At 58.1% G+C, this 26,517-nt stretch carries 25 protein-coding genes; 1 reads left to right on the top strand and 24 read right to left on the bottom strand.

The features are described 5' to 3' along the window. Positions 1 to 7 precede the first annotated feature (7 nt). From GKG36_RS05515 to GKG36_RS05540, 6 genes are all read right to left on the bottom strand, one after another. Entirely contained in the window at positions 8 to 997 is a 990-nt protein-coding gene (locus GKG36_RS05515) for a dipeptidase (RefSeq protein ID WP_154259594.1), read from the bottom strand. A gap of 15 nt (positions 998 to 1,012) precedes the next feature. Continuing rightward, entirely contained in the window at positions 1,013 to 4,315 is a 3,303-nt protein-coding gene (locus tag GKG36_RS05520) for a DEAD/DEAH box helicase (RefSeq protein WP_154259596.1), read from the bottom strand. Positions 4,316 to 4,476: 161 nt separating this feature from the next. Then, positions 4,477 to 4,869 carry a metal-dependent transcriptional regulator gene (locus GKG36_RS05525; protein WP_005937910.1) on the bottom strand — a complete coding sequence of 131 codons (393 nt, stop codon included), beginning with the start codon at positions 4,867 to 4,869 and terminating at the stop codon, positions 4,477 to 4,479. Positions 4,870 to 5,055: 186 nt separating this feature from the next. Next, the gene (locus tag GKG36_RS05530; protein WP_154259598.1) at positions 5,056 to 5,610 is read right to left on the bottom strand and encodes a Fe-S-containing hydro-lyase; all 555 of its coding nucleotides are present in this window, start codon (positions 5,608 to 5,610) and stop codon (positions 5,056 to 5,058) included. A gap of 12 nt (positions 5,611 to 5,622) precedes the next feature. Then, on the bottom strand, positions 5,623 to 6,462 hold the full coding sequence (locus tag GKG36_RS05535; protein WP_154259600.1) for a fumarate hydratase: 840 nt from the start codon (positions 6,460 to 6,462) through the stop codon (positions 5,623 to 5,625). A 15-nt stretch (positions 6,463 to 6,477) separates the two neighbouring features. Then, positions 6,478 to 7,650 (bottom strand): malic enzyme-like NAD(P)-binding protein, encoded by a 1,173-nt coding sequence (locus tag GKG36_RS05540; protein WP_005937919.1) that lies wholly within the window; start codon positions 7,648 to 7,650, stop codon positions 6,478 to 6,480. Positions 7,651 to 8,004: 354 nt separating this feature from the next. On the opposite strand from GKG36_RS05540, the gene GKG36_RS05545 reads away from it, so the two are divergent. Then, on the top strand, positions 8,005 to 9,162 hold the full coding sequence (locus tag GKG36_RS05545; protein ID WP_243138977.1) for a trigger factor: 1,158 nt from the start codon (positions 8,005 to 8,007) through the stop codon (positions 9,160 to 9,162). Positions 9,163 to 9,433: 271 nt separating this feature from the next. On the opposite strand, the gene GKG36_RS05550 is transcribed toward GKG36_RS05545, so the two are convergent. The 18 genes from GKG36_RS05550 to infA all read right to left on the bottom strand — a co-directional run bounded on the left by GKG36_RS05550 (position 9,434) and on the right by infA (position 26,002). Then, positions 9,434 to 10,081 (bottom strand): hypothetical protein, encoded by a 648-nt coding sequence (locus GKG36_RS05550; RefSeq protein WP_154259604.1) that lies wholly within the window; start codon positions 10,079 to 10,081, stop codon positions 9,434 to 9,436. Between the two features lie 79 nt (positions 10,082 to 10,160). Further along, positions 10,161 to 10,760, bottom strand: a complete 600-nt coding sequence (pgsA, locus tag GKG36_RS05555) for a CDP-diacylglycerol--glycerol-3-phosphate 3-phosphatidyltransferase (RefSeq protein ID WP_118526591.1) — start codon at positions 10,758 to 10,760, stop codon at positions 10,161 to 10,163. Between the two features lie 18 nt (positions 10,761 to 10,778). Further along, on the bottom strand, positions 10,779 to 12,104 hold the full coding sequence (gene rimO / locus GKG36_RS05560; RefSeq protein WP_005937940.1) for a 30S ribosomal protein S12 methylthiotransferase RimO: 1,326 nt from the start codon (positions 12,102 to 12,104) through the stop codon (positions 10,779 to 10,781). A gap of 38 nt (positions 12,105 to 12,142) precedes the next feature. After that, positions 12,143 to 12,652 (bottom strand): RecX family transcriptional regulator, encoded by a 510-nt coding sequence (locus GKG36_RS05565; protein WP_097777150.1) that lies wholly within the window; start codon positions 12,650 to 12,652, stop codon positions 12,143 to 12,145. After that, positions 12,653 to 13,837: a recombinase RecA gene (gene recA, locus GKG36_RS05570; RefSeq protein WP_154259606.1), complete on the bottom strand. Its 1,185-nt coding sequence runs from the start codon at positions 13,835 to 13,837 to the stop codon at positions 12,653 to 12,655. A 117-nt stretch (positions 13,838 to 13,954) separates the two neighbouring features. After that, positions 13,955 to 14,929: a HemK/PrmC family methyltransferase gene (locus GKG36_RS05575; RefSeq protein ID WP_154259608.1), complete on the bottom strand. Its 975-nt coding sequence runs from the start codon at positions 14,927 to 14,929 to the stop codon at positions 13,955 to 13,957. Further along, on the bottom strand, positions 14,923 to 15,870 hold the full coding sequence (locus GKG36_RS05580) for a DUF1385 domain-containing protein (protein WP_005937952.1): 948 nt from the start codon (positions 15,868 to 15,870) through the stop codon (positions 14,923 to 14,925). The genes GKG36_RS05575 and GKG36_RS05580 overlap by 7 nt, the downstream gene beginning before the upstream one ends. Positions 15,871 to 15,932: 62 nt before the next feature. Continuing rightward, positions 15,933 to 17,357, bottom strand: coding sequence for a HAMP domain-containing sensor histidine kinase (locus GKG36_RS05585; protein ID WP_097781266.1), 1,425 nt, complete (start codon positions 17,355 to 17,357; stop codon positions 15,933 to 15,935). Further along, a complete protein-coding gene (locus GKG36_RS05590; RefSeq protein ID WP_005937958.1) occupies positions 17,354 to 18,061 on the bottom strand; it encodes a response regulator transcription factor in 708 nt (235 codons plus the stop codon). Before GKG36_RS05590 ends, GKG36_RS05585 begins: the two co-directional genes overlap by 4 nt. Positions 18,062 to 18,079: 18 nt before the next feature. Further along, entirely contained in the window at positions 18,080 to 19,387 is a 1,308-nt protein-coding gene (locus tag GKG36_RS05595; RefSeq protein ID WP_243138976.1) for a hypothetical protein, read from the bottom strand. Between the two features lie 158 nt (positions 19,388 to 19,545). Next, complete coding sequence (locus GKG36_RS05600; RefSeq protein WP_154259610.1) at positions 19,546 to 21,462, bottom strand: hypothetical protein; 1,917 nt, start codon at positions 21,460 to 21,462, stop codon at positions 19,546 to 19,548. 1,199 nt (positions 21,463 to 22,661) lie between these two features. Beyond that, positions 22,662 to 23,003, bottom strand: coding sequence for a 50S ribosomal protein L17 (gene rplQ, locus GKG36_RS05605; RefSeq protein WP_005921819.1), 342 nt, complete (start codon positions 23,001 to 23,003; stop codon positions 22,662 to 22,664). A 23-nt stretch (positions 23,004 to 23,026) separates the two neighbouring features. Continuing rightward, positions 23,027 to 23,986 carry a DNA-directed RNA polymerase subunit alpha gene (locus GKG36_RS05610; protein WP_044953267.1) on the bottom strand — a complete coding sequence of 320 codons (960 nt, stop codon included), beginning with the start codon at positions 23,984 to 23,986 and terminating at the stop codon, positions 23,027 to 23,029. 113 nt (positions 23,987 to 24,099) lie between these two features. Continuing rightward, positions 24,100 to 24,702, bottom strand: coding sequence for a 30S ribosomal protein S4 (gene rpsD / locus GKG36_RS05615; protein WP_005937973.1), 603 nt, complete (start codon positions 24,700 to 24,702; stop codon positions 24,100 to 24,102). A 20-nt stretch (positions 24,703 to 24,722) separates the two neighbouring features. Beyond that, on the bottom strand, positions 24,723 to 25,133 hold the full coding sequence (gene rpsK / locus GKG36_RS05620; protein ID WP_005934894.1) for a 30S ribosomal protein S11: 411 nt from the start codon (positions 25,131 to 25,133) through the stop codon (positions 24,723 to 24,725). Positions 25,134 to 25,147: 14 nt separating this feature from the next. Next, a complete protein-coding gene (gene rpsM / locus GKG36_RS05625; protein WP_005937976.1) occupies positions 25,148 to 25,519 on the bottom strand; it encodes a 30S ribosomal protein S13 in 372 nt (123 codons plus the stop codon). 82 nt (positions 25,520 to 25,601) lie between these two features. Then, entirely contained in the window at positions 25,602 to 25,715 is a 114-nt protein-coding gene (gene rpmJ, locus GKG36_RS05630; RefSeq protein ID WP_005921832.1) for a 50S ribosomal protein L36, read from the bottom strand. Between the two features lie 35 nt (positions 25,716 to 25,750). Then, positions 25,751 to 26,002, bottom strand: coding sequence for a translation initiation factor IF-1 (gene infA / locus GKG36_RS05635; protein ID WP_005937979.1), 252 nt, complete (start codon positions 26,000 to 26,002; stop codon positions 25,751 to 25,753). Between the last annotated feature and the right edge of the window lie 515 nt (positions 26,003 to 26,517).

Raw genomic sequence — 26,517 nt, forward strand, 5'->3', positions numbered from 1 at the left:
GTTGTTATTACAGGTTCTCCTCAAAAAAGCGCATGGCATTGCGGTAGTAGATGCCTTCCACCTCGTCCTCGGTGAAGCCCTCTTTGCGCAGGGCATCCGCCAGCAGCGGCAGGAAGGCAGCATTTTCCAGCTGGTGGGGGCCATCGATGCCATCAAAATCGCTGCCAAGGGCAATCATCTGTGCACCGCCCACCTGTTTGTAGTGGCCCGCATGCTTCGCGATCAGCTCCACCGTGCTGCGGCAGTTTTCCGGGTGGGTGGGGTCGGTGTCCAGAAAGGGCGCATAGTAGTTCAGGCCCGCAATGCCGCCGCGCTCCGAAAGGGCGCGGATCATCTCATCGGTCAGGTTGCGGGTGTGGGGTGCCAGTGCGCGGCAGTTGGAGTGGCTGGCCGCAAAAGGCCGGGTGCCGTGCTCCACGATATCCCAGAAGCCCTTGTCCGAAAGGTGGCTCACATCCACGATCATGTGCATCCGTTCCATCTCGGCCAGAAATTCAAAGCCCTTCCCGGTCAGACCCTTTTCGGTCTGGGGCACCAGCACGCCGCCGGGGTTCCGCTGCGGGCTTGCCAGCTCGTTTTCGTGGTTCCATGTCAGGGTCATCATGCGCACGCCCAGCTCATACATCCGGCGCAGCACCCCCGCGCTGCCCTTGCAGCAGGCGCCTTCCTCGATGGTGAGCATCCCGCTGATCTTTCCCGCCGCAGCATTCCGGCGGATGTCCGCCGCCGTGTACACCGGAGCAATTTTTTCCGGGTATGCCGCCATGATACGCTTGAACTGGTCGATCTCTTCCAGCGCTGTCACCAGCGGGTCCGCTCCGGGCGTTTTGTCACCCAGATTGACGAATGCTGCAAAGCACTGCAGCAGATAGTCGCCTTTCTGTAATTTTTCAAGGTCGATATGCAGATCGTTCTGCGCGAAGCTCTTGGGCCGGCCCGCATGTTCGGCTTTGCGCAGCTCGCTGAGGGTATCGCAGTGCAGATCCCAGACTTTCATGATGTTTTCTCCTCTTTATTCCTCTTGCAGCAGCTGCAGCAATTCCTCTGGTTTCATGGACAGGATCGCTCCGTCTGCCGAGCCGGTGACCGTCTCGGCAAGGTCCTGCTTTGCCTGCTGCAGCTCCACGATCTTTTCTTCAATGGTGTCCTGCGCAATGAGCTTGTACACCTGCACCGGATTGCGCTGGCCGATGCGGTAGGCGCGGTCGGTGGCCTGATTCTGCGCAGCCACGTTCCACCACGGGTCGTAGTGGATGACGATATCTGCCGCCGTCAGATTCAGGCCGGTGCCGCCCGCCCGCAGCGAGATGAGGAACACGTCCGCTTCGCCGCTGTTGAACCGGCGCACAAGCTCCGCACGCACCGGCTTTGGGGTGGAGCCCTGCAGGGTAAAGTGGCTCACGCCCGCTTCGTCCAGCCGTTTTGCCAGCAGTTCCAGCATGGAGGTGAACTGGCTGAACAGCAGGATGCGGTGTCCGCCCTCCACAGCAGCCGTCACCAGCTCCATGCAGGCATCCAGCTTGGCACTGCCGCCGTCCCAGTTGTCTGCCACAAGGCGCGGGTCGCAGCAGATCTCCCGCAGGCGCATGAGCACTGCGAACACCGCCATTTTATCCTCCGGCTTTGCAGCGCGCAGCTTTTCCCGCGCGTCCACCACAGCGGCAAGGTAGAGCTTGCGTTGCTGCTCGTCCAGCTCGATACGGTGGAGATTCTCGGTCTTGGGGGGCAGCTCTTTGAGCACCTCGGACTTCATGCGCCGCAGGATGAACGGCCCGGTGAGCTGGTTCAAACGGCGCAGTGCGTCTTTGTCGTCCTCCTGCACGATAGGCTTTTCAAACCGGGCGCAGAAGGTCTTGTAGGGCGGCAGATACCCCGGCATCAGGAAGGAGAAGATGCTCCACAATTCGCCCAAGCGGTTCTCCACCGGGGTGCCGGTAAGAGCAAACCGCACTTTGCTGTTCACCCCGCACACCGCCTTGTACTTTTGGGTAGCGTGGTTCTTGATGGCCTGCGCTTCGTCCAGAATGCAGGCGTAGAATTGCTGCCCGCTGTAAAGCTCCTCGTCCCGGCGCATCAGGTCATAGCTGGTCACCACAAGGTCGGCTTCCGCCCACTGCTTTGCCAGCTCTGCCCGGTGAGTTGCGTCGCCGTCCACAGCCACGCAGGAAAGCTGCGGCGTGAACTTCTGGCATTCCTCCTGCCAGTTGAGCACCAGCGATGCCGGGCAGACGATGAGGCTGGGCAGGCGCTGGCCGCTTTCCTTCATGGCCAGCAGGTAGCTGAGCACCTGCACGGTCTTGCCAAGGCCCATATCGTCGGCCAGAATGCCGCCCATGCCGTAGCCGTCCAGCGTGCGCAGCCAGCGGTAGCCATCCCGCTGGTACTTGCGCAGCACATTGTGCAGGCTTTCCGGCGGAGTATACTCGCTGTCCTTCACGGCGTGAAAGCTGCGGCTGATGCGGCGGAACGCATCGTCGCGGTTGAAACGCAGGCCGTTCTGGCCCGAGAGCGCCCAGTCGAGACTGGGTGCACGGTAGAGCGGCAGCTCGGCGTGGCCGCTCTTGAGCTTGGCCCCGGAAAGTTCCAGTGTATCGTTCAGTTCGTCCAGCCCTTCCAGACTGTCGTCCAGCCGCAGCAGACGGCCGTCCCGCAGGCGGTGGTAGCGCTTTTTCTGGTGCAGGGAGCGCAGCAGGTCTTTCAGCTCTGCCACCGGGAACTCGCCGGTATCCACTTCCAGATCCAGCACACTGCCGTGCACCGAAACGCCCACCGTGATGCGAGGCGGCGCGGCCTGCAGGCTGCGGAAGGCATCCGTCAGGTATACTTCACCCTCGGCCAGCAGGGCCGGCACGCCCTCCTCCAACATGCGGTAGATCTCGTCCTCGTCAGCGGTGCCGTACACTTCCTCTCTGCCGCCCACACCGGGCTGCAGATAAGAGGCCAGCAGCCGCTTTGCCCGGCTCTCGGCGCGCACATCCCGCAAAAGCCCTGCCGGAGACGGCACGAACGGCGTGACCTTATCCTCCCCGTACAAAAACTCCGCGTGTGCTTCGATGCGGAAGCTGTCCGGTGCGTCCAGATAGAACTGCACCACCGGTTCCAGCGGGATCTGGTTCAGCAGCAGACGTTCCGGGTCCACGATGTTCAGCTTGCTGCCCAGCTCCGGCAGCACATAGCTGCAAAAGGCCGTGGCATCTGCGCTGGTAAAGAACAGGCTTTTGCCGCCCAGCGCCTGCAATGCGGGCAGGATGCGGGTGCACCCGGGCCGCTGCAGCCGCCAGAGCGTATCCTCGCTGAACAGGTAATCATAGTCAAGGCCCTGCACAGCGGAAAGTGCGGGTTCGCCTTCCACCTGCACACCGCCGCGGCGGCGCTCCACGGTCATGGTAATGACGGGCAGACCTTCCCGCAGCTCGTACCCGCCCAAAAAACCGGTATGCTCGTACAGCTGCACAAGATCATCAAAGATCTCGCCGGTCAGGATCATGCCTCCCGCCGGGCCTTGTTCGGCCCCGCCGTACACCCGCACGGCGGCTTTGTCCATGCTCTGCCTTGCGTTCACCTGACGGCGCAGCAGCTGCAAAAGTGCACGGGACTCTTCATCAAAGGCATCCCACCGGTGCACAAAAGCCAGTGCCTTGCCGTAGCTGACGCTTTTGCCCATCTCGACGGCTTCCATCAGGTTCGGGATGCTTTTTACCACATACTGCCGCCCGCCGTCCGAGATGCGCAGCCGCAGCCATGGCTGTGCGCCGGGCACGAGGGTCAGCTCCGGTTCCAGATGGGCAAAGCCGGTGCGCTGGGCGGTCTCGTCCACACCAAGGTTTTCAAGGGCTGCTTCCTTATAGGTATCCAGCAGCCTGAGGGCCTCGTGATCCGACACCGGCGTTTCGCCGTGCCACTTTTTGCCAAACAGCATTTCCAGCCCGGAGGCATAGCTGTCCCGCCGGGCCGGTTCCGGGGCAAGGCCCGCCGCGCCGCGCACAACACCGGGAATAGCATCCGGCTTTGCCGCCGGTGCAGGGGCATTCTTTTCGGCATCGTCCAGCAGCAATGCGCCGATATGCTTGCAGTAGGTGCCCTCGCCGTTCTGGTTATACGGGCAGCTGCAGGACGCACTGACAAAGCTGCCGTTCTCCCGCAGCCATGCCTGCGTATAGTAATAGCTGCCGCCGCTGCCCTGTACCATGGCCGAAATATGCCGCACGCCATCGGCGTTCACGGTACAGGTGCTCTGCTGGATGCGCTTGCGGTATTTCTTGGCCCGCTCAAAAATGTTATCGCCCAAAAGCGTGCGGATCTCGTCTGCATCCATGGCTGTTTCCTCCCGGTTTGGCTGTAAAACCTTCTTATCTTATAAGAATACCGCACCCGCACCCCGGATGCAAGAGGGATCTGCCGCCCAATTTCCATACAAAAAAATCCCGTTCCTTTTCAGGAACGGGATCATTTTACGATCTTGGAATGCTGCGGGGATCACTTGACAGTCTTGCCAAGCTCAGCATCCGTCTCAATGGCGCGCTCACGGATCTTTTCCAGCGTCTGCTCACTGAGGATATGCTCTGCCTTACAGGCATCTTCGGCGGCAGTCTTTTCGTCCACGCCCAGCTGCATAAAGAAGTGGGTCAGCAGACGGTGACGGCTATAGATGCGCTCTGCGATCTCGCGTCCCGGTGCCAGCAGGGTCAGGTTGCCCTCGCCGTCCACCGCGATATAGCCGTTCTCGCGCAGCTTCTTCATGGCAATGCTGACGCTGGCTTTGGTAAAGCCCAGCTCATTGACCACATCGATGGAGCGCACACGGCCCATCCGCTGGGTGAGCATAAGGATCGTTTCAAGATAATCTTCTGCGGATTGGTGGATCTGCATGGTATGTTTGCCTCCTGTCTGTGCCGGGATGCAAAGCACCACGGTTTCATATAGTACAAGATATCACACTTTTTGCCGATGTGCAAGCAATTCGCGGAAGTTTGTTAAAACAAACCAAATTTATCCTGCGCAAATCTGCTGTTTTGCCGGTTTTTAGTCGGCCGCGTTTTGTGCAAAGGCGATAAATTATTTTGCTTCCAGATATGCCGTCGGGCCGGACTGGTACAGGTCACCGCCGTGGGCATCCAGGATCACCGTCAGCGGCATATCTTTCACAGTCAGGCGGCGCACGGCTTCACAGCCAAGGTCCGGCCATGCGATCACTTCCAGCGTCTGCACGCTTTTTGCCATCAGCGCACCGGCCCCGCCAAGCGCTGCCAGATACACAGCCCCGTTGCGCACCACAGCTGCCTTTACAGTATCGTCCCGCTTGCCCTTGCCGATCATGATCTTATTGCCAAGGTCCAGCAGGCGCGGGCTCATGGCATCCATGCGGCCGCTGGTGGTGGGTCCCGCCGAGCCGATCACCTGGCCCGGGCGTTCCGGCGTGGGGCCAACGTAGTAGATGGCACTGCCGGTCAGATCAAAGGGCAGCGGTTCGCCTTTTTCCAGCGCTTCAATCATCCGCCTGTGGGCCTGATCCCGGGCAGTGTACACCACGCCGGAAAGCAGCACGGTGTCGCCCGCCTTGAGCGGGGCAAGGTCCTCGGCCGTGCAGGGAGTCGTCAGTCTGTATTCCATCTTTGCCCCTCCTTACAGTTCCGCGCTTGCACGGCGGGTCACATGGCAGGAAATATTCACCGCCGCAGGCAGGCCCGCCACATGGGTAGGCATCTGCTCAATGGCAAGGCCCAGACAGGTGGTCCTGCCGCCAAAGCCCTGCGGGCCGATGCCCAGCTCGTTGATGGCGGCAAGCAGCTCCTGCTCCAGCTGTGCGTAATAGGGGTCCGGGTTTGGCACATCCAGCGGACGCAGCAGGGCCTTCTTTGCCAGATACGCCACCTTGTCAAAGCTGCCGCCCACGCCGATGCCCAGCACGATGGGCGGGCAGGGGTTGGAGCCTGCCAGCTTCACCGTGTCCAGCACGAACTTTTTGAAGCCCTCCACGCCGTCGGCGGGCTTGAGCATTTTGATCTGGCTCATGTTCTCGCTGCCAAAGCCCTTGGGTGCCACCGTGATGCGGCAGCCCTCGCCGTCCACCAGATGCACTGTGATGGCCGCCGGGGTGTTGTCGTCGGTATTGCCCCGGCGCAAAGGGTCTGCCACGATGCTCTTGCGCAGGTAGCCGTCGGTGTAACCCCGGCGCACGCCCTCATGGATGGCAGCTTCAAAGCTGCCGTCAATGTGCACATCGGTGCCAAGCTCCACAAACACGCAGGCCATGCCGGTATCCTGACAGATGGGCAGGTTTTCTTCTTTTGCGGCGGAAAGGTTCGACCACAAAAGGTCGAGAGTGCTCTTTGCCAGCGGCCACGGCTCTTCCTGCCGGGCCTTGTCCAGCGCCGCCTGCACGTCCTGCGGCAGGCGGGTGTTGGCTTCGATGCACAGCCGTGCAACGGTATCCGTGATCTTCTGTGCGGAAATGGTTCTCATAAACGCTTCCTCCGCTTACAGACGGGCAACGCCGGTCTCGCGGGCAGCCTTTGCCACGGCATTTGCCACAGCTTCGGCCACGCGGGGGTCGAACGCGCCGGGGATGATGTTCTCCTCGCTGCGGTCGGCATCGGTGATGAGGTCGGCGATGGCGTAGGCGGCGGCCAGCTTCATCTCATTGTTGATGTCCCGGGCGCGGACGCTCAGTGCGCCCTTGAACAGGCCGGGGAAGCACAGCACGTTGTTCACCTGATTGGGGAAGTCGCTGCGGCCGGTGGCCATCACCCGCACGCCGCCGGCCTTGGCCTCGTCCGGCATGATCTCCGGGGTGGGGTTGGCCATGGCAAAAACGATGGCATCCTTGTTCATGGTCTTGCACAGCTCAGTGGTCAGGATACCGGGCTTGGAAACGCCGATGAACACGTCGGCACCTTCCAGTGCTTCCTTCAGGCCGCCCTTGACCTGACGGGGATTGGTCACCTCACCCAGCCAGTTCTTGTGGGCTTCGGCGCTGTTGCAGCCCTTGTACAGGGTGCCGAACTGGTCCACTGCAATGATGTCCTTTGCACCGGCGGTCATGAGCATCTTGATGATGGCAGTACCGGCAGCACCGGGGCCGTTCAGCACGATGTGCACATCTTCCATCTTCTTGCCCACCACACGCAGGGCGTTGATGAGGGCAGCAGTAACGACGATAGCAGTGCCGTGCTGGTCATCGTGAAACACAGGGATGTCCAGCTCACGCTCCAGCGTTTCTTCGATCTCAAAGCACTCGGGGCTCTTGATGTCCTCCAGATTGATGCCGCCAAAGGTGGGCGCAATGGCCTTGCAGGCAGCAATGACGCTGGCAGCGTCGTGGGCATCGATGCAGATGGGGAAGGCATCCACGCCGCCGAACTCCTTGAACAGCACCGCCTTGCCCTCCATGACCGGCAGACCGGCTTCCGGGCCGATATCGCCCAAGCCCAGCACGGCGGTGCCGTTGGAAACGACAGCCACCATGTTGCCCTTGAAGGTGTACTTATACACGTCGTCGGGGTTTTCCTTGATCTTGCGGCAGGGTTCGGCCACACCGGGAGTGTAGGCGGTGGACAGGTCATCGCGGGTGGCGACCTCCACCTTGCTTACGATGCCCACCTTGCCCTTGTGGGTCTCGTGCATTTCCAGAGCAGCTTTATTGTAATCCATTTGAATTTCCTCCAATATCTTACCGTCCTCGCCCTCTCCATTGCACAGCGATGACGGAAGGAGGAACTCCTCCAGTCTCGCATACGCTCGACAACCCCCTCAGGGAGGGGCCTTATATTCCCGGGAAGGCTCACTTATTTTTATTGTAACAGAACCGCCCGCCCATTTCCACCGGTTTTGGTCACTTTTGCGCCTGTAGACGGGCAAAAGTGATACAAACCCGCCGCAGGATTTGTGGAAATTTTGCAAAGAACTTTCCTTTTGCCGTCAGAACGTATATAATAAATGGGTATCTGTTCTGCCTGTACCGGTCTTTTGCTGTGCATCAGGCCGATTTTTATGGAGGTATTTCTTTTGAAAAACAACACCAAAAAACTCCTGTGCATCCTGCTGGCCATCGCCGCAGCGGTGTGCGTCATTTTTGCCTGTTTCATGCTGACAAAGCACAAGCAGACCGACAGCGCTTCTTCAGCTGCCGCATCCGTCTCGCAGTTTGGCTCTGTTGCCGACTTCGACTACGAGGCCTTTGATTACAGCGATGGTCTGGACGAAAACGGCTATTGGAGCGGCATCAAAGCGCTGGACTATGTGACCCTGCCGGAGGACTTCGGCTCCATTGCCCTGAAGGAGAACGACCTGAACCCCACCGAAGATGAACTGCAGCAGCAGGTGGACAACCTGCTGAACCAGTACACCTCTTCCCAGCCCGTTACCGGCCGTTCCGCCCAGAGCGGAGATGTTGCCAACATTGATTACACCGGCACCGTGGACGGCGTGGCCTTTACCGGCGGCACTGCCACCGGCTACGACCTGACCCTTGGCAGCGGTTCCTTTATCGATGGCTTTGAGGATCAGATCATCGGGCACAATGTGGGCGATACCTTTGATGTGACCGTCACCTTCCCGGACGGCTACGGCGATTCCACCGATGCCGAGGGCAACACGATCACCCTCAGCGGCAAGGAAGCCGTGTTCAGCGTGACCCTGAACTCCATTTCCGAAAGCGTGACCCCCGAGCTGACCGACGAGTGGGTGGACTCCAACTTTGGCACCAGCGATGATCTGCACACCGCCGACCAGTTGCGCAGCTACCTTAACGATGCGCTGTATGCCACCAACTACGAGAACGCCATCGTGGACTACCTGATGTCGAACTCCACCTTCAAGGAGCTGCCCAGCGAGATCACCAGCTATTACATCCGCATGTTCCTGAACTACTACAACCAGTACGCCACCGCCTACGGCATGGATCTGAATGCTTTTGCCCAGACGCAGGGCTACACCGATGCCGATGCCATGCTGGCCGCATCCGACGCTTACTTTGAGCATCTGGCAAAGCAGGACCTGATCCTTCAGGCCGTGGCCGAAACCAAGAGCCTTGCTCCCACGCAGGAAGAGCTGGACGACGCCAAGAGCACCTATGCCGACACCTACGGTGAGAACCGTGCGCACCTGAACGCCCTGCAGTCCTGTGTGCTGGACTGGCTGGAAGAGAATTCCACCGTAGCGTAAAAACACAAGAACTATTTAGATGCCCTCCGCTTCGCTCTGGGCATATTCAGAGGATAATTTATCTTTAATTTGCAGCTCCGAAAAGCCTGCGGGCTTTTCGGAGCTGCTTTTTCACAGGAAGGGCCGGAGCTTTCAGATGCTGTTTTTCTTTGCGGCCCCTTCTGTGAAAAATGCAATACCGGACAGACCGCAGTCTGTCCGGTATTGCTCTAATAAAAAATAGTATTTCCGCTATTTATGCCCAGAGCGAAGCGGAGGGCATTTCAGATCGTCAGGCTTTTTCTTTCTTCCCGCCGTTCAGCTTCCAGAGCAGCCATGCATAGAAGTAATTCATCAGCAGGATGGCGATGCACCACAGCACCGACGCCTGCACGCTCTGGTCATACACCTTCATGAAGGGATATGGCCCATCTACCACGCGCTGGATGTTCAACCACAAAATGATGCCGCCGTACAGCACCGTGGGCAGCAGCGCCCACTTGACCGTACTGCGGGGCAGGCGCGGTGAGCGCTCCAGCAGCACAAAGGAGAAGATAGCCGCCAGCGGGTTGAGCAGATGATGGTACAGCATGGAGCTGGTGCACAGCATGATGTACCAGCCGTTGCCGTCCTCATACATGGGGCCCAGCACGAACACCACCGTGAGAAAGGTCATGGTCAGGCAGCAGGTGGCGATATACTTGAGGGTGTGCAGCCAGCGCGGCAGTTCCCTGCCGGTAAAGATGCACACCAGCTGGCCCACCGCCACCATGGCGCAGATGCAGGCCGAAAGGATGTTGGAATCCTCCGTGTAGAAAATGAACATCTGCTCTTTGCCCCAATCCCAGCTCATGGGCAGGGCAATGGGCTCTGCCCAGACGATGAACAGGTTCAGCGCGATGGAGAGCAGGCGGCGCGCCGTATCAGCAAATTTTTTCATGGAAAGCCTTTCCGTCTTGTAATATTTCCTCGAAAATTTGAAAAAGGGCAGGTCTCCCTGCCCTTTTTCAAAAAACGCTTTATTTTGCGGTGTTGATGAAGCTGCGGTTGTCCCACAGGTATTTGATGCCGGAAATGGCCGTCACGGCAGCCACCAGCCAGCACAGCACCACCGAGGCCCCCACAACCATGACCGTGGCATCCCATGACACATTCGCCGCAATCGCCATGCCGAAGAAGTAGAAGATGATGCTCAGCATCTGCAGCACGGTCTTCACCTTGCCCCACATGTTGGCAGCGATCACCTTGCCGTCCTTGGCGCCGGCAGCCACCATGCGCAGGCCGGACACGGCAAATTCGCGGGCCAGAATGATGCACAGCACCACCGGGCTGCACACGCCGTCCCGCATCATGTAGATGAAGGCCACGGTGGTCAGCAGCTTGTCGGCCAGCGGGTCGGCAAACTTGCCGAAATCGGTCACCATGTTCCACTTGCGGGCCAGATGGCCGTCCAGAAAATCGGTAAAGCTGGCGGCAGCAAAAACGATGCCTGCGATCAGGTAATACGTCGGCTGGAAGGAGCCATCCGCGATGCCGCTCAGACCGGTCAGGGACGCAAAAATCATGAACACGGGCACCAGCAGGATGCGGGTCAAAGTGAGTTTATTGGGCAGATTCATACAGATTCCTCCAATTTGTTATTTTGCAACAGTACCATACAGATCGTAAAGGTCGCTGTCGTCCACCAGAACATCGTAGAACTGGCCGGGGTACAGCGGCTCCTCGCTGGAAACGCACACATTGCCGTCCACCTCAGGAGCATCGCCAGTGGTGCGGCACAGATACAGGCCGCTCTCCTCGTCGATGCCGTCGCAAAGCACATGCACGGTCTGGCCCACCTTTTCGGCCTGCTTCTGGGCCATGATGCCGGTCTGGATCTGCATCACCAGTTCGGCGCGCTTGTCCTTGACTTCCTGCTCGATCTGGCCGTCCATCTTGGCAGCAACGGTGTTCTCCTCGGCAGAGTAGGCAAAGCAGCCCAGACGGTCAAACTTTACTTCCTTGACAAAATTGCACAGATCTTCGAACTGCTCCTCGGTCTCGCCGGGGAAGCCTGCGATCAGAGTGGTGCGCAGGGTGATGCCGGGGATCTCGCGGCGCAGCTTGCCGATCACCTCCAGCAGCTCGGCGCGGTTGGAACGGCGGTTCATATTCTTGAGGATGGTGTCATTGCAGTGCTGGATGGGCAGATCGAGGTAGGGCACCACCTTCTCATTGCGCTTCATGGCGGCAATGAACTCATCCGTGATGCGCTCCGGGTAAGCGTACATAATGCGGATCCACTCGAGGCCCGGCACCTTGTTCAGCTTATCCAGCAGCTCGCAGATGCTGCCGGGCTTGCCCCAGTCCTCGCCGTAAGCGGTGGGGTCCTGTGCGACCACGATCAGCTCTTTCACGCCCTCACCGGCCAGCCAGCGGGCTTCGGCCACGCAGTCGGCCATATCGCGGCTGTGCAGCGGGCCGCGGATGCCGGGGATGGCGCAGTAGTGGCAGCGGTTGTTGCAGCCTTCAGCGATCTTTAAGTACGCATAGTGGGCAGGCGTGCCGATGACACGCTTGCCGCCCAGCGGAAAGTCCTTTTTGGCACCGTAGCTTTCCAGATGATCCTCACCATGGAACAGGCGGGCCACGATGGTGTCGATGGCCTTGTTGGAGGCACAGCCCACCACCGCGTCCACCTCGGGGATCTCTTCCTCGATCTGGCTGCGGTAGCGCTCGGCAAGACAGCCGGTGACGATAACCTTCAGCTCCGGGTTCTGCTGCTTGTAGGAGCAGGCTTCCAGAATGTTTTCAATGGCTTCGGTCTTGGCGCTCTCGATGAAGCCGCAGGTGTTCACAAGGATCACATCTGCTTCGGCCAGATCGGCCACGGTCTCGTGGCCGGCAGACAGCAGGATGTGCACCATCACATCCAGATCGACCTGATTCTTGGGGCAGCCAAGGGAAATACACGCAATTTTCATAGGGGATGATACTCTCTTTCTCTTTTGAGGGGTGCTTTTTATTCTTCTTCCGCTCTTTTTATCGCTTCTTTTATGACCGAATACGCAAAGCCGCGGCGCTGCAGGGCGGCCACCACAAGGTCGCGGCGGCCATCGGCCAGCTTTTTCATGTAGCGGCTGCGCACCAGAGCGGCGGCAGCTTCCAGCTCCGGGCTTTCGCCGTCTGCGTCCGGGGCATAGACGCTTTCCAGCGCCTGCTCGATCTGCGCGCCGGAAAGGCCCTTCTGCCGCAGGTTCTGGGCCGCCGCACGGCGGCTCTTGCGGGCGGCAAGCAGGCTGTGTGCCCGGGCTTCGGCATAGCGGTCATCGTTTACGTAATCCAGCTCCACCATCTCAGCCACAGCAGCCGCTGCAGCCTGCTCGGTAAAGCCATAGCACAGCCGCTCGTACAGCTGGGCCGAGGACATCTCCCGCGAGGCCAGCGCATCCAATGCGCGGGCGCGGGCCTTGGCCGGGTCGGCACACTTTTCCTCTTCCGGCTTCGGGCGGCGGCGTTTATAAAAGGACATTTAATCCTCCACCATGATATCCAGCTCGCTCTCGCTGCTGCGGGCAGGTGCTTTGACCACCGGCTCCTTAGCGTCCTTTGCCGCTTCTGCAGGCTCTTCGGCCTTGGAAGAAGCATTCTTGCCGGCCGGGCGGCGGGATGCGTACAGCTTGTCGGCATTGGCGCGGATCTGGCCCTCGATGTCGTTTGCGATCTCGGGATTGTCCTTCAGGAACTGCTTTGCGTTGTCGCGGCCCTGACCCAGACGGATATCGCCATAGTTGAACCATGCGCCGCTCTTCTGCACGATGCCCAGCTTCACGCCCACATCAATGAGTTCGCTCATCTTGGAAATGCCCTCGCCGAACATGATATCGAACTCTGCCTCACGGAACGGAGGTGCCACCTTATTCTTGACGATCTTGGCGCGGGTGTGGTTGCCGATGAACTGGCCGGAAGAGTCCTTCAGGCCCTCCACGCGGCGGATGTCGATGCGCACCGAGGCGTAATATTTCAGGGCGCGGCCGCCGGTGGTGACCTCCGGGTTGCCGTACATCACGCCCACTTTTTCACGCAGCTGGTTGATGAAGACGCAGACCGTGTTGGTCTTGCCGATGACCGAAGTCAGCTTGCGCATGGCCTGACTCATCAGGCGGGCCTGCAGGCCCACATGGCTGTCGCCCATTTCGCCCTCGATCTCAGCCCTCGGCACCATGGCGGCAACCGAGTCCACCACGATGGCATCGATGGCACCGGAGCGCACCAGTGCTTCGCAGATTTCCATGGCCTGCTCGCCGGTGTCCGGCTGGCTGACCAGCAGATTGTTGATATCCACGCCCAGCGCTTCGGCATAGGTGGGGTCCAGTGCGTGCTCCACGTCAATGAAAGCCACTTCGCCGCCCTGCTTCTGGGCTTCGGCCAGAATGTGCAGAGCCAGCGTGGTCTTACCACTGGATTCCGGGCCGTACACCTCAATGATGCGGCCGCGGGGCACACCGCCCACGCCCAGAGCCAGATCCAGACCCAGACTGCCGGTGGAAATGGCATCCACCTGCATGGAGGCGTTATCACCCAGCTTCATCACGGCACCCTTGCCGAACTGCTTTTCGATCTGGGCCAGCGCAGTGGCCAGCGCATCCTTTTTGGCCTCCGGCTCGGTCTTTTTGGTCGCCGGGGCAACGGTGTTGTTGTTCTGATTTTTTGCCATAGCGTGCTGCTCCTTTTCTTCCTGCTGCCCGCCGTGCGCGGGCTGTCCGTATACTTTCCAGTATAGTATACCACAAAATCAAAATATTACAACAAGAAGTTGTTTCTATTTTCACTTTTATTTTTCGGGTCTATGGGCGATCATGCACCGATCATTGTCGCCAAAATCCTTGCGGCACTCAATGTCTGCCCAACCGTTTGCAGCCAGCAGTGCCGCCACAGCCTGCCGCTGCTGCCAGCCGATCTCCAGCACCAGTGCGCCGCCGGGCCGCAGTGCATTCTGGTAATGCTCTGCAAGGGCACGGTAGAACACAAGGCCGTCCTTTCCTGCTTCCAGCGCCATGGCCGGTTCCTGCGCCACCTCCGGCTGCAGATGCCGCATCTCCTCGGCGGTGAGGTAGGGCGGGTTGGATACGATCAGATCAAGCTGCCCTTCCGGCAGGCCCTGCCAGTAGGTGAACAGGTCGCCCTCCACCGGCTGCACCGCATAGGCTGGCTTTGCCTTTGCGCGCAGAGCGTTCAGCGCCGGCCCCCAGTCAAAGGCCGGGGCATCTGCCTGCTCAAACGCGGTAGGCTCCAGCAAGTCCTCCGTCTGCCCGCCCTGCCCTTTCAGGGCGCAGCGGCAGTTCTTTTCCAGATAAACAAAAGCTTCCGGGCTTTTTTCCACACAGGTCACCTGCGCCGCCGGGCAGAAGCGCTTGACGCCCAGCCCCAAACAGCCGGTCCCCGCGCAGAGATCCAGCACCCGGGGCGCTGCAATGCCCGTCAGGGTATTGGCAGCCGCTTCCGCTACCACCTCAGTGTCTGCCCGGGGGCAGAGCACACCGGGGCCAACGGCAAGGTCAAAATCCAGAAAGCTCCAGATCCCGCACAGGTATTGCAGCGGTTCCCGCTGCTCACGGCGCGTGCAGAGGGCTTCCAGCTTTTCCGCTTCCTCCGTGGTCAGCACCCGGTCGGAAAGGCGGGCATCCCGCCCGGCTGCCACGCGGAACAGCTCCCGTGCATCGTAATCGGCATCCGGACACCCTGCAGCGGAAAGCCGGGCTTCCACGGCCCGCACCGCTTCGCGCGGGGTCAAACCAGCAATTACCATCTGCCATCCTCCGGGTCCTCGGGCAGCACAGGGGTCACGGCGGCAATGGCCACCTCGATCATGCTGTCGTCCGGTTCAAACACGGTCAGGTGCTGCACCCAGATGCCGGGCTGGCGGATGATACGGGTAGCAATGTTATCGGACCGGCCGCACCACTTGAGCAGCTCATAGCTGATGCCCATGACCAGCGGCAGAAGCAGCAGCTTGAACAGCACCCGCAGGCCGATGCTGCCCCACGGCAGCACGCTGTAGAGGAACACGCTGACGATGACCACCAGAATGAGGAAGCTGGTGCCGCAGCGCGGATGGAACCGAGTGTACTTGCGCACATTCTCCACGGTCAGCTCATCACCGGCCTCATAGCAGGCAATGGTTTTGTGCTCGGCACCGTGGTACTCAAACACGCGGTGGATCTCCTTCATCTTGGAGATGGCCACCATATAGGTGAGGAAGATGCCAACTTTCAGCACCGCTTCCAGCACCACCTTGGCCCAGCGGCCCAATGTTACAAAATGGTTCACGCCGCCCACGATGAGGGTGGGCAGCACGGTGAACAGCAAAATCGCCAGCAGGCCGCCCAGTACGGCGGCACAGGCCAGCAGTGCGTCCTCTGCCTTTTTGCCCAAGTGGTCGCCCACCCATTTTTCAAAGGCAGTCTCTTCCTCTTCGGGGTCGTAGTCGTCACCCATGCTCACCTGAGCCGAGTACATCATGTAGCGGTAGCCCACGATCAGGCTTTCGATCATGGAGATGGCACCGCGCACCAGCGGGATCTTTGTCCAGATGCCGTGGTTCTTCACAGGGTCGATCTTGGTCTCAATGGTGCCGTCCGGCTTGCGCACGGCGCAGCAGATGAGCTTCGGGCCGCGCATCATGATGCCTTCCATCAGCGCCTGCCCGCCGACGCTGGTCTTAAAACGTTCCTTTTTGGGTTGATTCATTGGGTTCTCCTATCGGATCATATTTTTCCCGGTTATTTTACCACAGAATTGTGACAAAATCTTCACGCCTTATGGTACAGCGGCAAGCCCAGTGTGACCACTGTGCCGCGGCCCAGCGTGCTCTTGATGTCCATGGTGCCGTCCAGTGCAGTCATGATGGAATCCACCAGCGCAAGGCCGATGCCGCTGCCCCGCACCGAATTGCTGCCCTTGTAGAACTTGGTCTTGACATTCTCAAGGTCTTCCGGCGGGATGCCGCGGCCCTGATCGATGATCTCCGCAAAAGCCTTGTATTCGCCCGCCCACAGCTTGACCGTGATGCGCCCGCCAGGGGCCGAGTACTTGATGGCGTTGTCCATGATGTTGATGAACACCTGCCGCAGACGGTCCGGGTCGGCATAGACCGGGATCATCTCCTCCGGCTCGGTGTAGCTGAGCACAAGGCCCTCGCGCTGGATGCGTGCTTCACAGAACAGCACCGCATCGGTCAGCTCTGCCACAAGGTCCAGCGGGCGGCAGTCCATACGGATGCGGCCGTTCTGCAGACGGCTGAAATCCAGCAGCTCTTCCACCATGTTGTACAGGCGGCCCGTCTCATTGTTGATGATCTCAAGGCCCTTGCGGTAGTTCTCGTCTGCCGGGTCGTCCAGTGTGCGCAGGGTCTCCACCCAGCCCCGGATGGAGGTGAGCGGCGTGCGCAGCTCGTGAGAGACGGAACTGATGAACTCGTTCTTCATCTTCTCGGTCTCTTCCAGCCCTTCGGCCATCTGGTTGATGGTGCCGCGCAGGCGGTCCACCTCGTCGTGCTCGTTGCCGGTGACCGGCAGGCGCACATCCAGCTCACCCCGGGCGATGCTGGCTGCGGTGCGCTCCACCTGTCCCAGCGGCACCACGATGCTGCGGATGAAGTACAGGCCGGACATCACGGTGAAAGCAAGGATCACCGCCGCGATCACAACACTTACCGCGATGGCGTTCTTGATCTGCGCTCCCACAAGGGTCAGGCTGGTGACAAGACGCATCGCCGCCACATCCTCGGCAGCATAGGGCACCAGATAACAGGCCGCCATCACCAGCTCGCCGGACTGGGTGCGGTAGACCGCCACACCAAGGCCATCAGAAGCCTCCTGCGCCTGCTCAAAGTCGATGCCGGTCACAATGCCGTCCGCATTTGTGCCGCTGGAGGACGCAATGACCCCGCCATAGCTGTCCAGCAGCATGAACTCGTATTTGTCCTTATCGGCAAACTGCTCCACCATGCGGCGCAGGGCCACGCTGCGGGTAGCCGCCGTGCTCTGCACCGTATCGCCGGTGTACATTTTCAGCTGGCCGGACACCGAAGAGAACCGCCGGTACATGGTCTGCTGCACGCTGTTATAATAGCTGCGTGTGTAGTTGTACAGGAACATGGTTTCGGCCAGCAGCACCAGCAGCACGGTGATGAGCAGGTTGCCCCGCAGCCACCGGCGGGTGATCCCGCTTCTCATTCTTCCCATCTGTAACCGTAGCCCCACACAGTAAGGATATGGGTGGGATGGCTGGGTTCATCCTCCACCTTCATGCGCAGACGGCGGATGTTCACATCCACGATCTTCACGTCACCAAAATAGTTCTCGCCCCACACACCCTTCAAGATCTTCTCGCGCACCAGCGCAATGCCGGGGTTGCGGAAGAACAGCTCCATGATCTGGAATTCCACCTGCGTCAGCTCAATAGGCTGGCCTGCCTTGAGCAGCACGCGGCGGTTCTCGTCCAGCACAAATTCGCCGCTGGTGAGCATCCCCAGCGGGTTTTCCTTTTCTTTTTCGTCCCCGCCTGCAGTACGGCCGACGCGGCGGCACAGCGCTTTCACACGGGCCAGCAGTTCGCTTACGCTGAAAGGCTTGGTCATATAGTCATCGGCACCAATAGAAAGGCCGCGGATCTTGTCCTGCTCCTGTCCCTTGGCGCTGAGGATGATAATGCCGATCTTCTGATCGGTGCGGCGGATGGTCTCGCACAGGGAGAAGCCGTTCATGCCCGGCAGCATCACATCCAGAATGGCCGCATCGCAGCCCGGCTTCTTCTCCAGCAGCGGCAGAGCCGCCTCGGCGCTTTCGGCCTCCACAGCCTCCATGCCCGCAAGGCGCAGGTTCAGCGCGATCATCTCGCGGATGTTGGCTTCATCTTCAACGACAAGCACTCGTACCATGAACTGTTCCTCCGTTCTTTAGTTGAGCAGATACAGCGCCTTGGACAGGCGGTAATTTTTATCACGGATCTCCACATCCGGGGCAAGCTTCGCCTGCATCTGGCGGGATGCCACGATGCCAAGGCGGGTCCAGCCCTTCAGGCTGGAGGTGGTGCGCACCAGACGCAGGGTCATTACCAGCTGGTCTTCGTCCATCGTGCGCAGCTCCACTGCACCATCATATTGTTCGCTGTCGGTCAGTTTAAGGTTGCCCTCCCACTCCATGGGCAGCTCGATATAGCAGTTGGTCTCTTCGTCCAGCAGCCCGAAGCTTTTTTCCGGGTGCGGGCTGGTATAGTCCATCCACACGATAAAATCCATGCGGCGGCTCTGGCTCATGTTCAGCAGGCCCGCTTCGTCCGGCTGGGTGGGGATCTCCACGATGCCGTCGCCGTCCAGATCCTGACTGACCAGACTGGGCACATTGCGCAGGGATGCGGTGTAAAGCTTTTCGGTGCTGATCTGATCGGCAGGCACCATCTGCTGCGTGTCCTCGTCAAAACGCAGCAGCACGCTGGCCAGATTGTTGCCGGAAATGCCGGTCCAGCCATCCAGCACCAGATAATGCCTGCCGTCCGCACCCACACCCGCCGCCACCGAGGCGCAGCCGGCGAACCGATTGGCGGAAAGGCCCATAACAGCCACCTGCTGGAAGCTGCCCTCTTTATCCACGGTCAGCAGTTCGATCTGCACGCCGCCGTCCTCCAGCGTAGACATCAGGATCAGGTCCTGATTGCCGCCGCCGGTGATATCCTCCACCAGATACTGCTGGTACTGCTGCTCCAGGATCGTGGAAAGCACGCCGTCGGTGTAGGAATACACCGCCAGATAATGGTCGCCCTGTGCCGCTGTATAACCCACCACCAGTTGGGTGGCATCGCCGGGCTGCAGCTGGGCCAGCCCCACCGACTCTACCGTGTCCGCAAGGCCCTCTACGTTCTGGCGCACATGCCAGATGTCGGCATCATCCTTCTGCAGGATGGCAATGCACACGTTGGAGCTTTGGGCGGTGGTGTAAAGCACGGCGGCATCCAGCCTGCCGTCACCGTCCAGATCCTGCAGCAGGAAAGGCGAAAGCAGGTCGCCCTGCATGGGATATTTGAGCTGTGCGCTCTCCCCCAGCCAGTCGTTCAGGGCAGTCTGCACATCGCCGTAATCGCCGGAAAGCTTGGGCGCACGCAGAAGCTCTTCCACCTGCACCTGTTCACCGGGCATGCTGCAGCCTGCCAGAAGCAGGCACAGCAGCACGCAAGCCAACCACCGGCCAAAATGATTCGGATGTTTCAACCGCTGCGCCTCCTCTGTGTGGAAAACTTGTCCGGCCAAAGGCCGAAAACATGCTATTGTCAGTATACCACGGGGCGGGCGCAATTCCAACACCCGAAAACGAGAAAAGGGGCTGCTGCACCACATTTGGTGCAGCAGCCCCCTCGGGGTCCTGATTTTTATTCTTCGGTCTTGGCAAACAAGCCTTTTTCTTTTGCGGCGTTCCAGGTCAGGCAGGTGCGCAGCTTGCTGACCGGGAAGGCCGGGTGGAATTTATTGTTGTCCGCATCGTCCTTCATCAGGCCCTGCTCCACAGCCCAGTGAGCAGCTTTCTGGGCATCGGTGTCGTCCTGCTCGATGTCGCTGTAAAGAGCGGTGCTCACAGGTTCCGGCTTCCCGGCGTGCTCCCACAGCAGCTCGGCCAGCTCGATGCGGTTGGAGGGCATGGGGATGCTGGGCATATTGATGACGCGGTAGATGCCGGTACCGGCTTCGTAAATGATAACACCTGCGGCAGCACCCACGACCACAGCAGAGATCGCGCCCTGAATGTTGCCGGTATCGCTGGGTCCAACCGGGTCGGGTTCAGGAATGGGGTCCTCCGCGAAGGTTGCCTTTACTTCCACGTTCTTATCCGGCATGGTAAAGGTCACCTTGGTGGGGTCGTTCTCGTCCGGGGTCGTCAGGAAGGTGTCTGCTTTCTGTTCCTCACCGCCTACCAGCACCGTCCAGCTGATGAAGTGCTGTCCATCCGGCACATTGGCTGTCAGGTGCACAATTTTATTCTTTGGCACGGGCACAGTGCTGCCGCTCGGTACGGACGCATCGCTGCCTTCAATGGTCGCCGTCACATGGTCGCCGACCCTCAGAGTGGGGTTCAGAGTGGGGTTGCTCGCAAAGTTTGCCTTTATTTCCACGTTCTCAGCCGGCATGACAAAGCTCACTTTGGCGGGGTCGTTCGCGTCCGGGGTCGTCAGGAAGGTGTCTGCTTTCTGTTCCTCACCGCCTACCAGCACCGTCCAGCTGATGAAGTGCTGTCCATCCGGCACAGTGGCTGTCAGGTGCACGGTTTCACCCACCGGCACAGCGCTGCCGCTCGGTACGGACGCATCGCTGCCGTCAATGTTCGCAGTCACATGATCGCCGACCCTCAGAGTGGTGTTCAGCGTGGGAATCCCCTTGAAGTTTGCCTTTATTTCCACGTTCTCAGCCGGCATGGTAAATCTCACTTTGGCGGGGTCGTTCGCGTCCGGGGTCAGGAAGGTGTCCGTGTCTTGCTCAACACCATTCACCTTCACCGTCCAGTCGATAAAGCGCTCGTTGGCTTTCAGCGCCCTGCGCGTTGCTGTTACAGTATCGCCCATAGGAGCTTCGGTCTTATCCACAGTGCAGTTTACAGCCGTGATATTATACGGAATATTGCTATAATACGGTTCCACCTTAACATTATAGGCGGGCATGGTCAGGGTCGCAGTGGTTTCGGTGCCATTCTTCAGCAGCTTTGAAAGCTCTGTTCCGTCCGTGATTTCAGTCTCAGTACCATTTACGACTTTATACAGCTTCCAGCCTTTGAACTTCTTGCCCTTAGGTGCTGTATCCGCTGCTTTCAGCGTTACTTCCGTATCTTTTGCAATCAGCTTTGTACTGTCCAGCTGATTCAGCTCGCCGTTTATTTCTGCGGTGGCTACAGCCTTCTCAGAATCCACATAATAGCCACGGGTCAGGTAACGATACTCTCCTCTATAATCATTTTTGTAACCGATAACATAGCCCGGGTTCGCACTGGTCAGCTTCAGGTTTTTCTGGTATGCCTTTCCATTCGTGTATGTCGTGATTCGTCTGCCTTCGTAGGGATTTTGCACCTCAATTTTTGCCTCGCTCGTAAAGGTCGGGTCAATCGTTACATACGGATTTCCAAACTCCTCACTATCTTCCCCACTAGACAAATATATATCTGTATCGTTGCCCTCAAAGGTCACATTCTTTATGAACAGTTCGTGTTTCTTATCTACCCGACAGTCAACACCGTATTTACCGTTTTTAATCGTAATATTATCCAGCGTAACATCTGCATTCAGACCTCCGCCAAAAACCACAGTCATTCCGCCCGCAAGTGCTTCATAAGTTCCTCCGTTTGTGATCCGTATCTCTTTCGCCGTATCATCATAAAGTTTTCCACATAAATCCAAAACTCTGCTGTTGTGACTTTCTTCACCCTTCGCGGATACGTTTACATTGTTAAGGGTAATCGTTCCTCCCTCAATTGAAACACAATATCCGTCATTATTTTCCAAAGTACTGTTCTTAATTTCAACACTTCCGTTTTCACTACCGACGAATCCATTTTTTATTTTTGCACCGTCTATAATAACAGTTCCTGCCTTTTCAATTCCCGCCCAAGGCCATGGTGCATTGTATACCATGTAATACCCTTCTGCAGTTAAGTCACCGCCATTGATATAAACTTCACTGCCATTCAAAATCGGGAAAGTCGTTTTTTTCGCGGCAATATACACGTCATTCAGTTCAAGTGTTCCCGCGACAACGGTAAAAAAAGATAGACGTTGTTCACCATCCAGATAACGTCCGTTCTGAACAACCACCGTTGCACTCGAGGCATTCAAATTCATAAAAGCGGCGGCATCTGTATTTTTCACTTTTGCAACGACTTCATACTGCCCTGCATTGATCTTCAAATCGCGGGCATCCTTCACATTCAGCAGTGCAGACCCCATATTGACATCCACATTACCAACAATGTTCAGCGTAACATTTTTTGTCGTATAGACCGTGATACTCTTTGTATAGGGTCCGCTCAGTTCATACACATCGCCATGCGCTGCTACAAATGTATCATTAACAGTCTCCCCGCCTTTCAAGCGGTAGGGTTCCGTCTCTTCCTGCGCACTCACGCCATTTTCCGGTTCTGCCGCCCCCGGCTCCGCCGCAAACGCGCCCACCGGCAGAACCGACAGCATCATGCACACCGCAAGTGCTGCACTGAGAAGTCTCGTACTCTTTTTTCTCATGTTCTCTTCCTCTTTTCGTTTGTTATTTTGCAGGCACCCACCCCAAAAGGCACCGTCTGCTCTTTAAGTTTACCCCCCCATACAACATATCAAGAGGCATTTTGCTAGAAAATAGGTTCGAGTTTTTAGTGGAATTGTGAAAATGTTTGCGGTTTGGCCCGCTATTCCCGGGAACATTCAGAAGCAATGAAAATGCCACGCAAAAAAAGCCCTCTCCCATTGCTGGGAAAGGGCTTTTGAACACTGTATCAAACAGTCAGAGCAGATCAGACGAGCTCCAGAACTGCCATCTCAGCTGCGTCGCCGCGGCGAGCGCCGATCTTGATGATGCGGGTGTAGCCGCCGTTGCGGTCAGCGTACTTGGGGCTGATCTCATCAAACAGCTTCTTTGCAACATCTTCCTTGGTGATGTAGGCATAAACCTGACGCTTGGTGTGCAGGTCGCTTGCCTTGCCAAGGCTGATCATCTTCTCGGCCATGGAACGAACGTCCTTAGCGCGAGTGACAGTGGTCTCAATCTTGCCATTCTCTAACAGGTAGGTAACCATAGCGCGCATCATAGCGTTGCGGCTGTCGCTGGTTCTACCGAGCTTTCTGGTACCGGGCATCCCGTTTCACTCCTTAATTATTTTTAGTTATCGTCATCCGTGTTCAGCTTGAAGCCCAGAGAATCCAGCTTTGCCATGACCTCTTCCAGGCTCTTGCGACCGAGGTTGCGGACCTTCATCATCTCGTCCTCGCTCTTGCTGACCAGATCTTCCACCGTGTTGATGCCTGCGCGCTTCAGGCAGTTGAAGGAACGCACGCTCAGATCCAGCTCTTCAATGGTCATTTCCAGAGCCTTTTCCTTGTCGTCGTTGGTCTTCTCCACCATGATCTCAGCGCCGGCTGCCTCATCGGACAGGTTGACGAACAGGTTCAGGTGCTCGGTCAGCACACGGGCAGCCAGAGAAACGGCTTCCTGCGCATTGATCGTGCCATCGGTCCAAACCTCAATGGTCAGCTTGTCATAATCGATCGCCTGGCCAACACGGGTGCTCTCGACGTTGTAGTTCACCTTGAGCACAGGGGTGTAAATGCTGTCAACGGGAAGAGTGTTGATATCGTTCTTCTCGATGATAGCCTGTTTGTTGCGCTCTGCGGGCACATAGCCGCGGCCCTTATCGAAGGTCAGCTCCATGACGAGCTTGCCGCCCTCGCCCAGGGTTGCGATGTGCCACTCAGGGTTCAGAATTTCGATGTCGTCGCCCTGCTTGATGTTGTCAGCGGTGACCTCACAGGGGCCGACTGCCTCAACACGCACTGTCTTCGGACCATCGGTGTACAGCTTTGCAGCAATACCCTTCAGGTTCAGGACAATTTCGGTAACGTCTTCCTTGACGCCCTCAATGGTGGAGAACTCGTGAACCACGCCATCAATCTTGACGCTGGTCACGGCGACACCGGGCAGAGAGGAAAGAAGCACACGACGCAGGCTATTGCCCAGTGTGATGCCAAAGCCACGCTCCAGCGGTTCTGCCACGAATTTGCCGTAGCGGCCGTCCGGGGACAGGCTTGCCGTTTCGATTTTGGGACGTTCAATCTCCATCATATCTATGCCCTCCTTGTCAAACCGGCGCTGCCGCCGGCCCATTATTAAATTCTTTCAAAGAAAAGAATGCGAAAGTGAGCCGTCCATGGGGAAGGCCCAGCCTTCTTAATGGATTACTTGGAGTACAGCTCGACGATGAGGTGCTCTGCGACTTCGTAGTCGATATCGCTGCGCTCGGGCAGCTTTGCGACAACACCCTTCAGAGAACCGGTCTCACGGTTCAGCCATGCGGGCAGAGCAACAACGGGAGCCTCGGGGCCGGTCAGCTTTGCAAACTTTGCAGAGCTGCGGCTGGACTCGCGCACTTCGATCACGTCGCCAGCCTTCACCTGGTAAGAAGGAATGTTGACCTTCTTGCCGTTGACGGTGAAGTGAGCGTGGGACACCAGCTGACGAGCGTCGCGGCGGGTCTGAGCAAAGCCCAGACGGAACACGACGTTGTCCAGACGGCACTCCATGATCTGCAGCAGGTTCTCACCAGTCTTGCCGGGGCGGGCCTCAGCACGCAGGTAAGCATTGTGGAACTGCTTTTCCAGAACGCCGTAGATAAACTTGACCTTCTGCTTCTCCTTCAGCTGAGATGCGTACTCAGACTGCTTCTTGCGCATGTTGCCATTGGAGTTGCGGGTGGTATTCTTCTTTGCATAGCCCATGACCGCAGGAGAAATGCCCAGGGCCTTGCAACGCTTTGCGATAGGCTGCGTATTCTTTGCCATAATTCAATTTCCTCCTTCGATCAGACACGACGGCGCTTCGGGGGACGGCAGCCATTGTGGGGGATGGGAGTCACGTCCTTGATCAGGGTGACTTCCAGGCCGGTAGCCTGCAGCGCACGAATAGCGGACTCACGGCCAGCGCCGGGGCCCTTGACGTAGACCTCAACGGTCTTCATGCCATGCTCGATAGCAACCTTGGCTGCGGTCTCAGCAGCAGACTGGGCTGCGAACGGAGTGCTCTTACGGCTGCCGCGGAAGTTCAGGGAGCCGGAGGAGCACCAAGACACTGCATTACCCTGCAGGTCGGTGATGGTGACAACAGTATTGTTGAAGGTAGACTGGATATGAGCCTGACCAGCAGCAATGTTCTTGCGCTCTTTGCGCTTCATGCGGACATTAGCGCCCTTCTTGGCATTATTTGCACTTGCCATTTCTCAAATCCTCCTTACTTCTTCTTGTTAGCGACAGTGCGCTTGGGACCCTTGCAGGTACGTGCATTGGTCTTGGTACGCTGGCCGCGGCAGGGCAGATTCTTGCGATGGCGGGTGCCACGGAAGGACTGGATCTCAACCAGGCGCTTGATGTCCAGAGCAACGTTGCGGCGCAGGTCGCCTTCAACGATGATGTTAGCCTGATCGATGTAGTCACGGATCTTAGCCTCTTCTTCCAGAGTCAGGTCCTTGACGCGGGTATCGGGGTTGATGCCAGTTGCTTCCAGGATCTTGTTAGCAGTGGTCTGGCCGATACCATAAACGTAGGTGAGACCCACCTGAACGCGCTTCTCGCGGGGCAGGTCAACGCCGGCAATACGTGCCATAGTAGTTTCCTCCAAAAATCATCCCATGTCAGTGTCGGGGTCTGCGCCGGGACTCTACGCACTTGACCCCCAGGCGCCCGAATTAGCCCTGGCGCTGCTTATGCTTGGGGTTCTGGCAGATGACCATCACGCGGCCTTTGCGGCGGATGACCTTGCACTTTTCGCAGATGGGTTTCACGGAAGGCTTGACCTTCATGATGTTGAACCTCCTTTTGGTTGATACCCTGGTGCTTATTTGGAGCGCCAGGTGATGCGGCCCTTAGAAAGATCATAGGGCGACATTTCCACGGTAACCTTGTCCCCGGGCAGGATACGGATGAAATTGGTCCGCAGCTTGCCGGAGATGTGCGCTAAGAGGATGTGACCGCTGGGAGTGAGCTTCCCGGTGTTCTTATCCTCGCTCAACATTTCCACCTTAAAGATGGCGTTGGGCATGGCTTCACGCACAATGCCTTCGATCTCGATAACGTCTTCCTTAGACAAGCTATTTGCCTCCTCATTGGATCTGCTCAGTTTGTCGTTGAACCTGAACCGGTGCCTTTGCCTTGGAACCCTGAAAGCGCCGCGGTTTTCACGTGCCTGCGCCCGTTTGACCGCAGCTTGCCGCTTCAGCGTTCTCCAGTTCCAGTGCCGGTCCACAGACGGACAGGCGGCGATGATCGCCACATACTTCATCTTTCGCGGCACAAAATCCGCAAAACGGGCAGAAAATCCCTGTCCGCCGAGGAAGTATCTGGCTTCCACAGCCATTTATAGATTATACACCTTTTGTTGTCAATTTGCAAGAGCTTTTTTCCGTATTTCCGATAAAAAATTCTCGAAATTCAAAAGCTGTCCTTTCTCTCCCCGGTCTTGGTTTTTCTCCACCGCAAAGATGAAACTTTTTCACCAAAAGTTGTCATAATTGCACAAACAGCAGGTCTGTCCCTGCAAAAACGCCGCCTGCGGCGGAGCATTTCTGCTCTTCACAGGCGGCGCTTCTCATATTTCAGGGATCA

Source organism: Faecalibacterium sp. BIOML-A1 (genome assembly GCF_009679715.1).
Taxonomy (GTDB): Bacteria; Bacillota; Clostridia; order Oscillospirales; family Ruminococcaceae; genus Faecalibacterium; species Faecalibacterium taiwanense.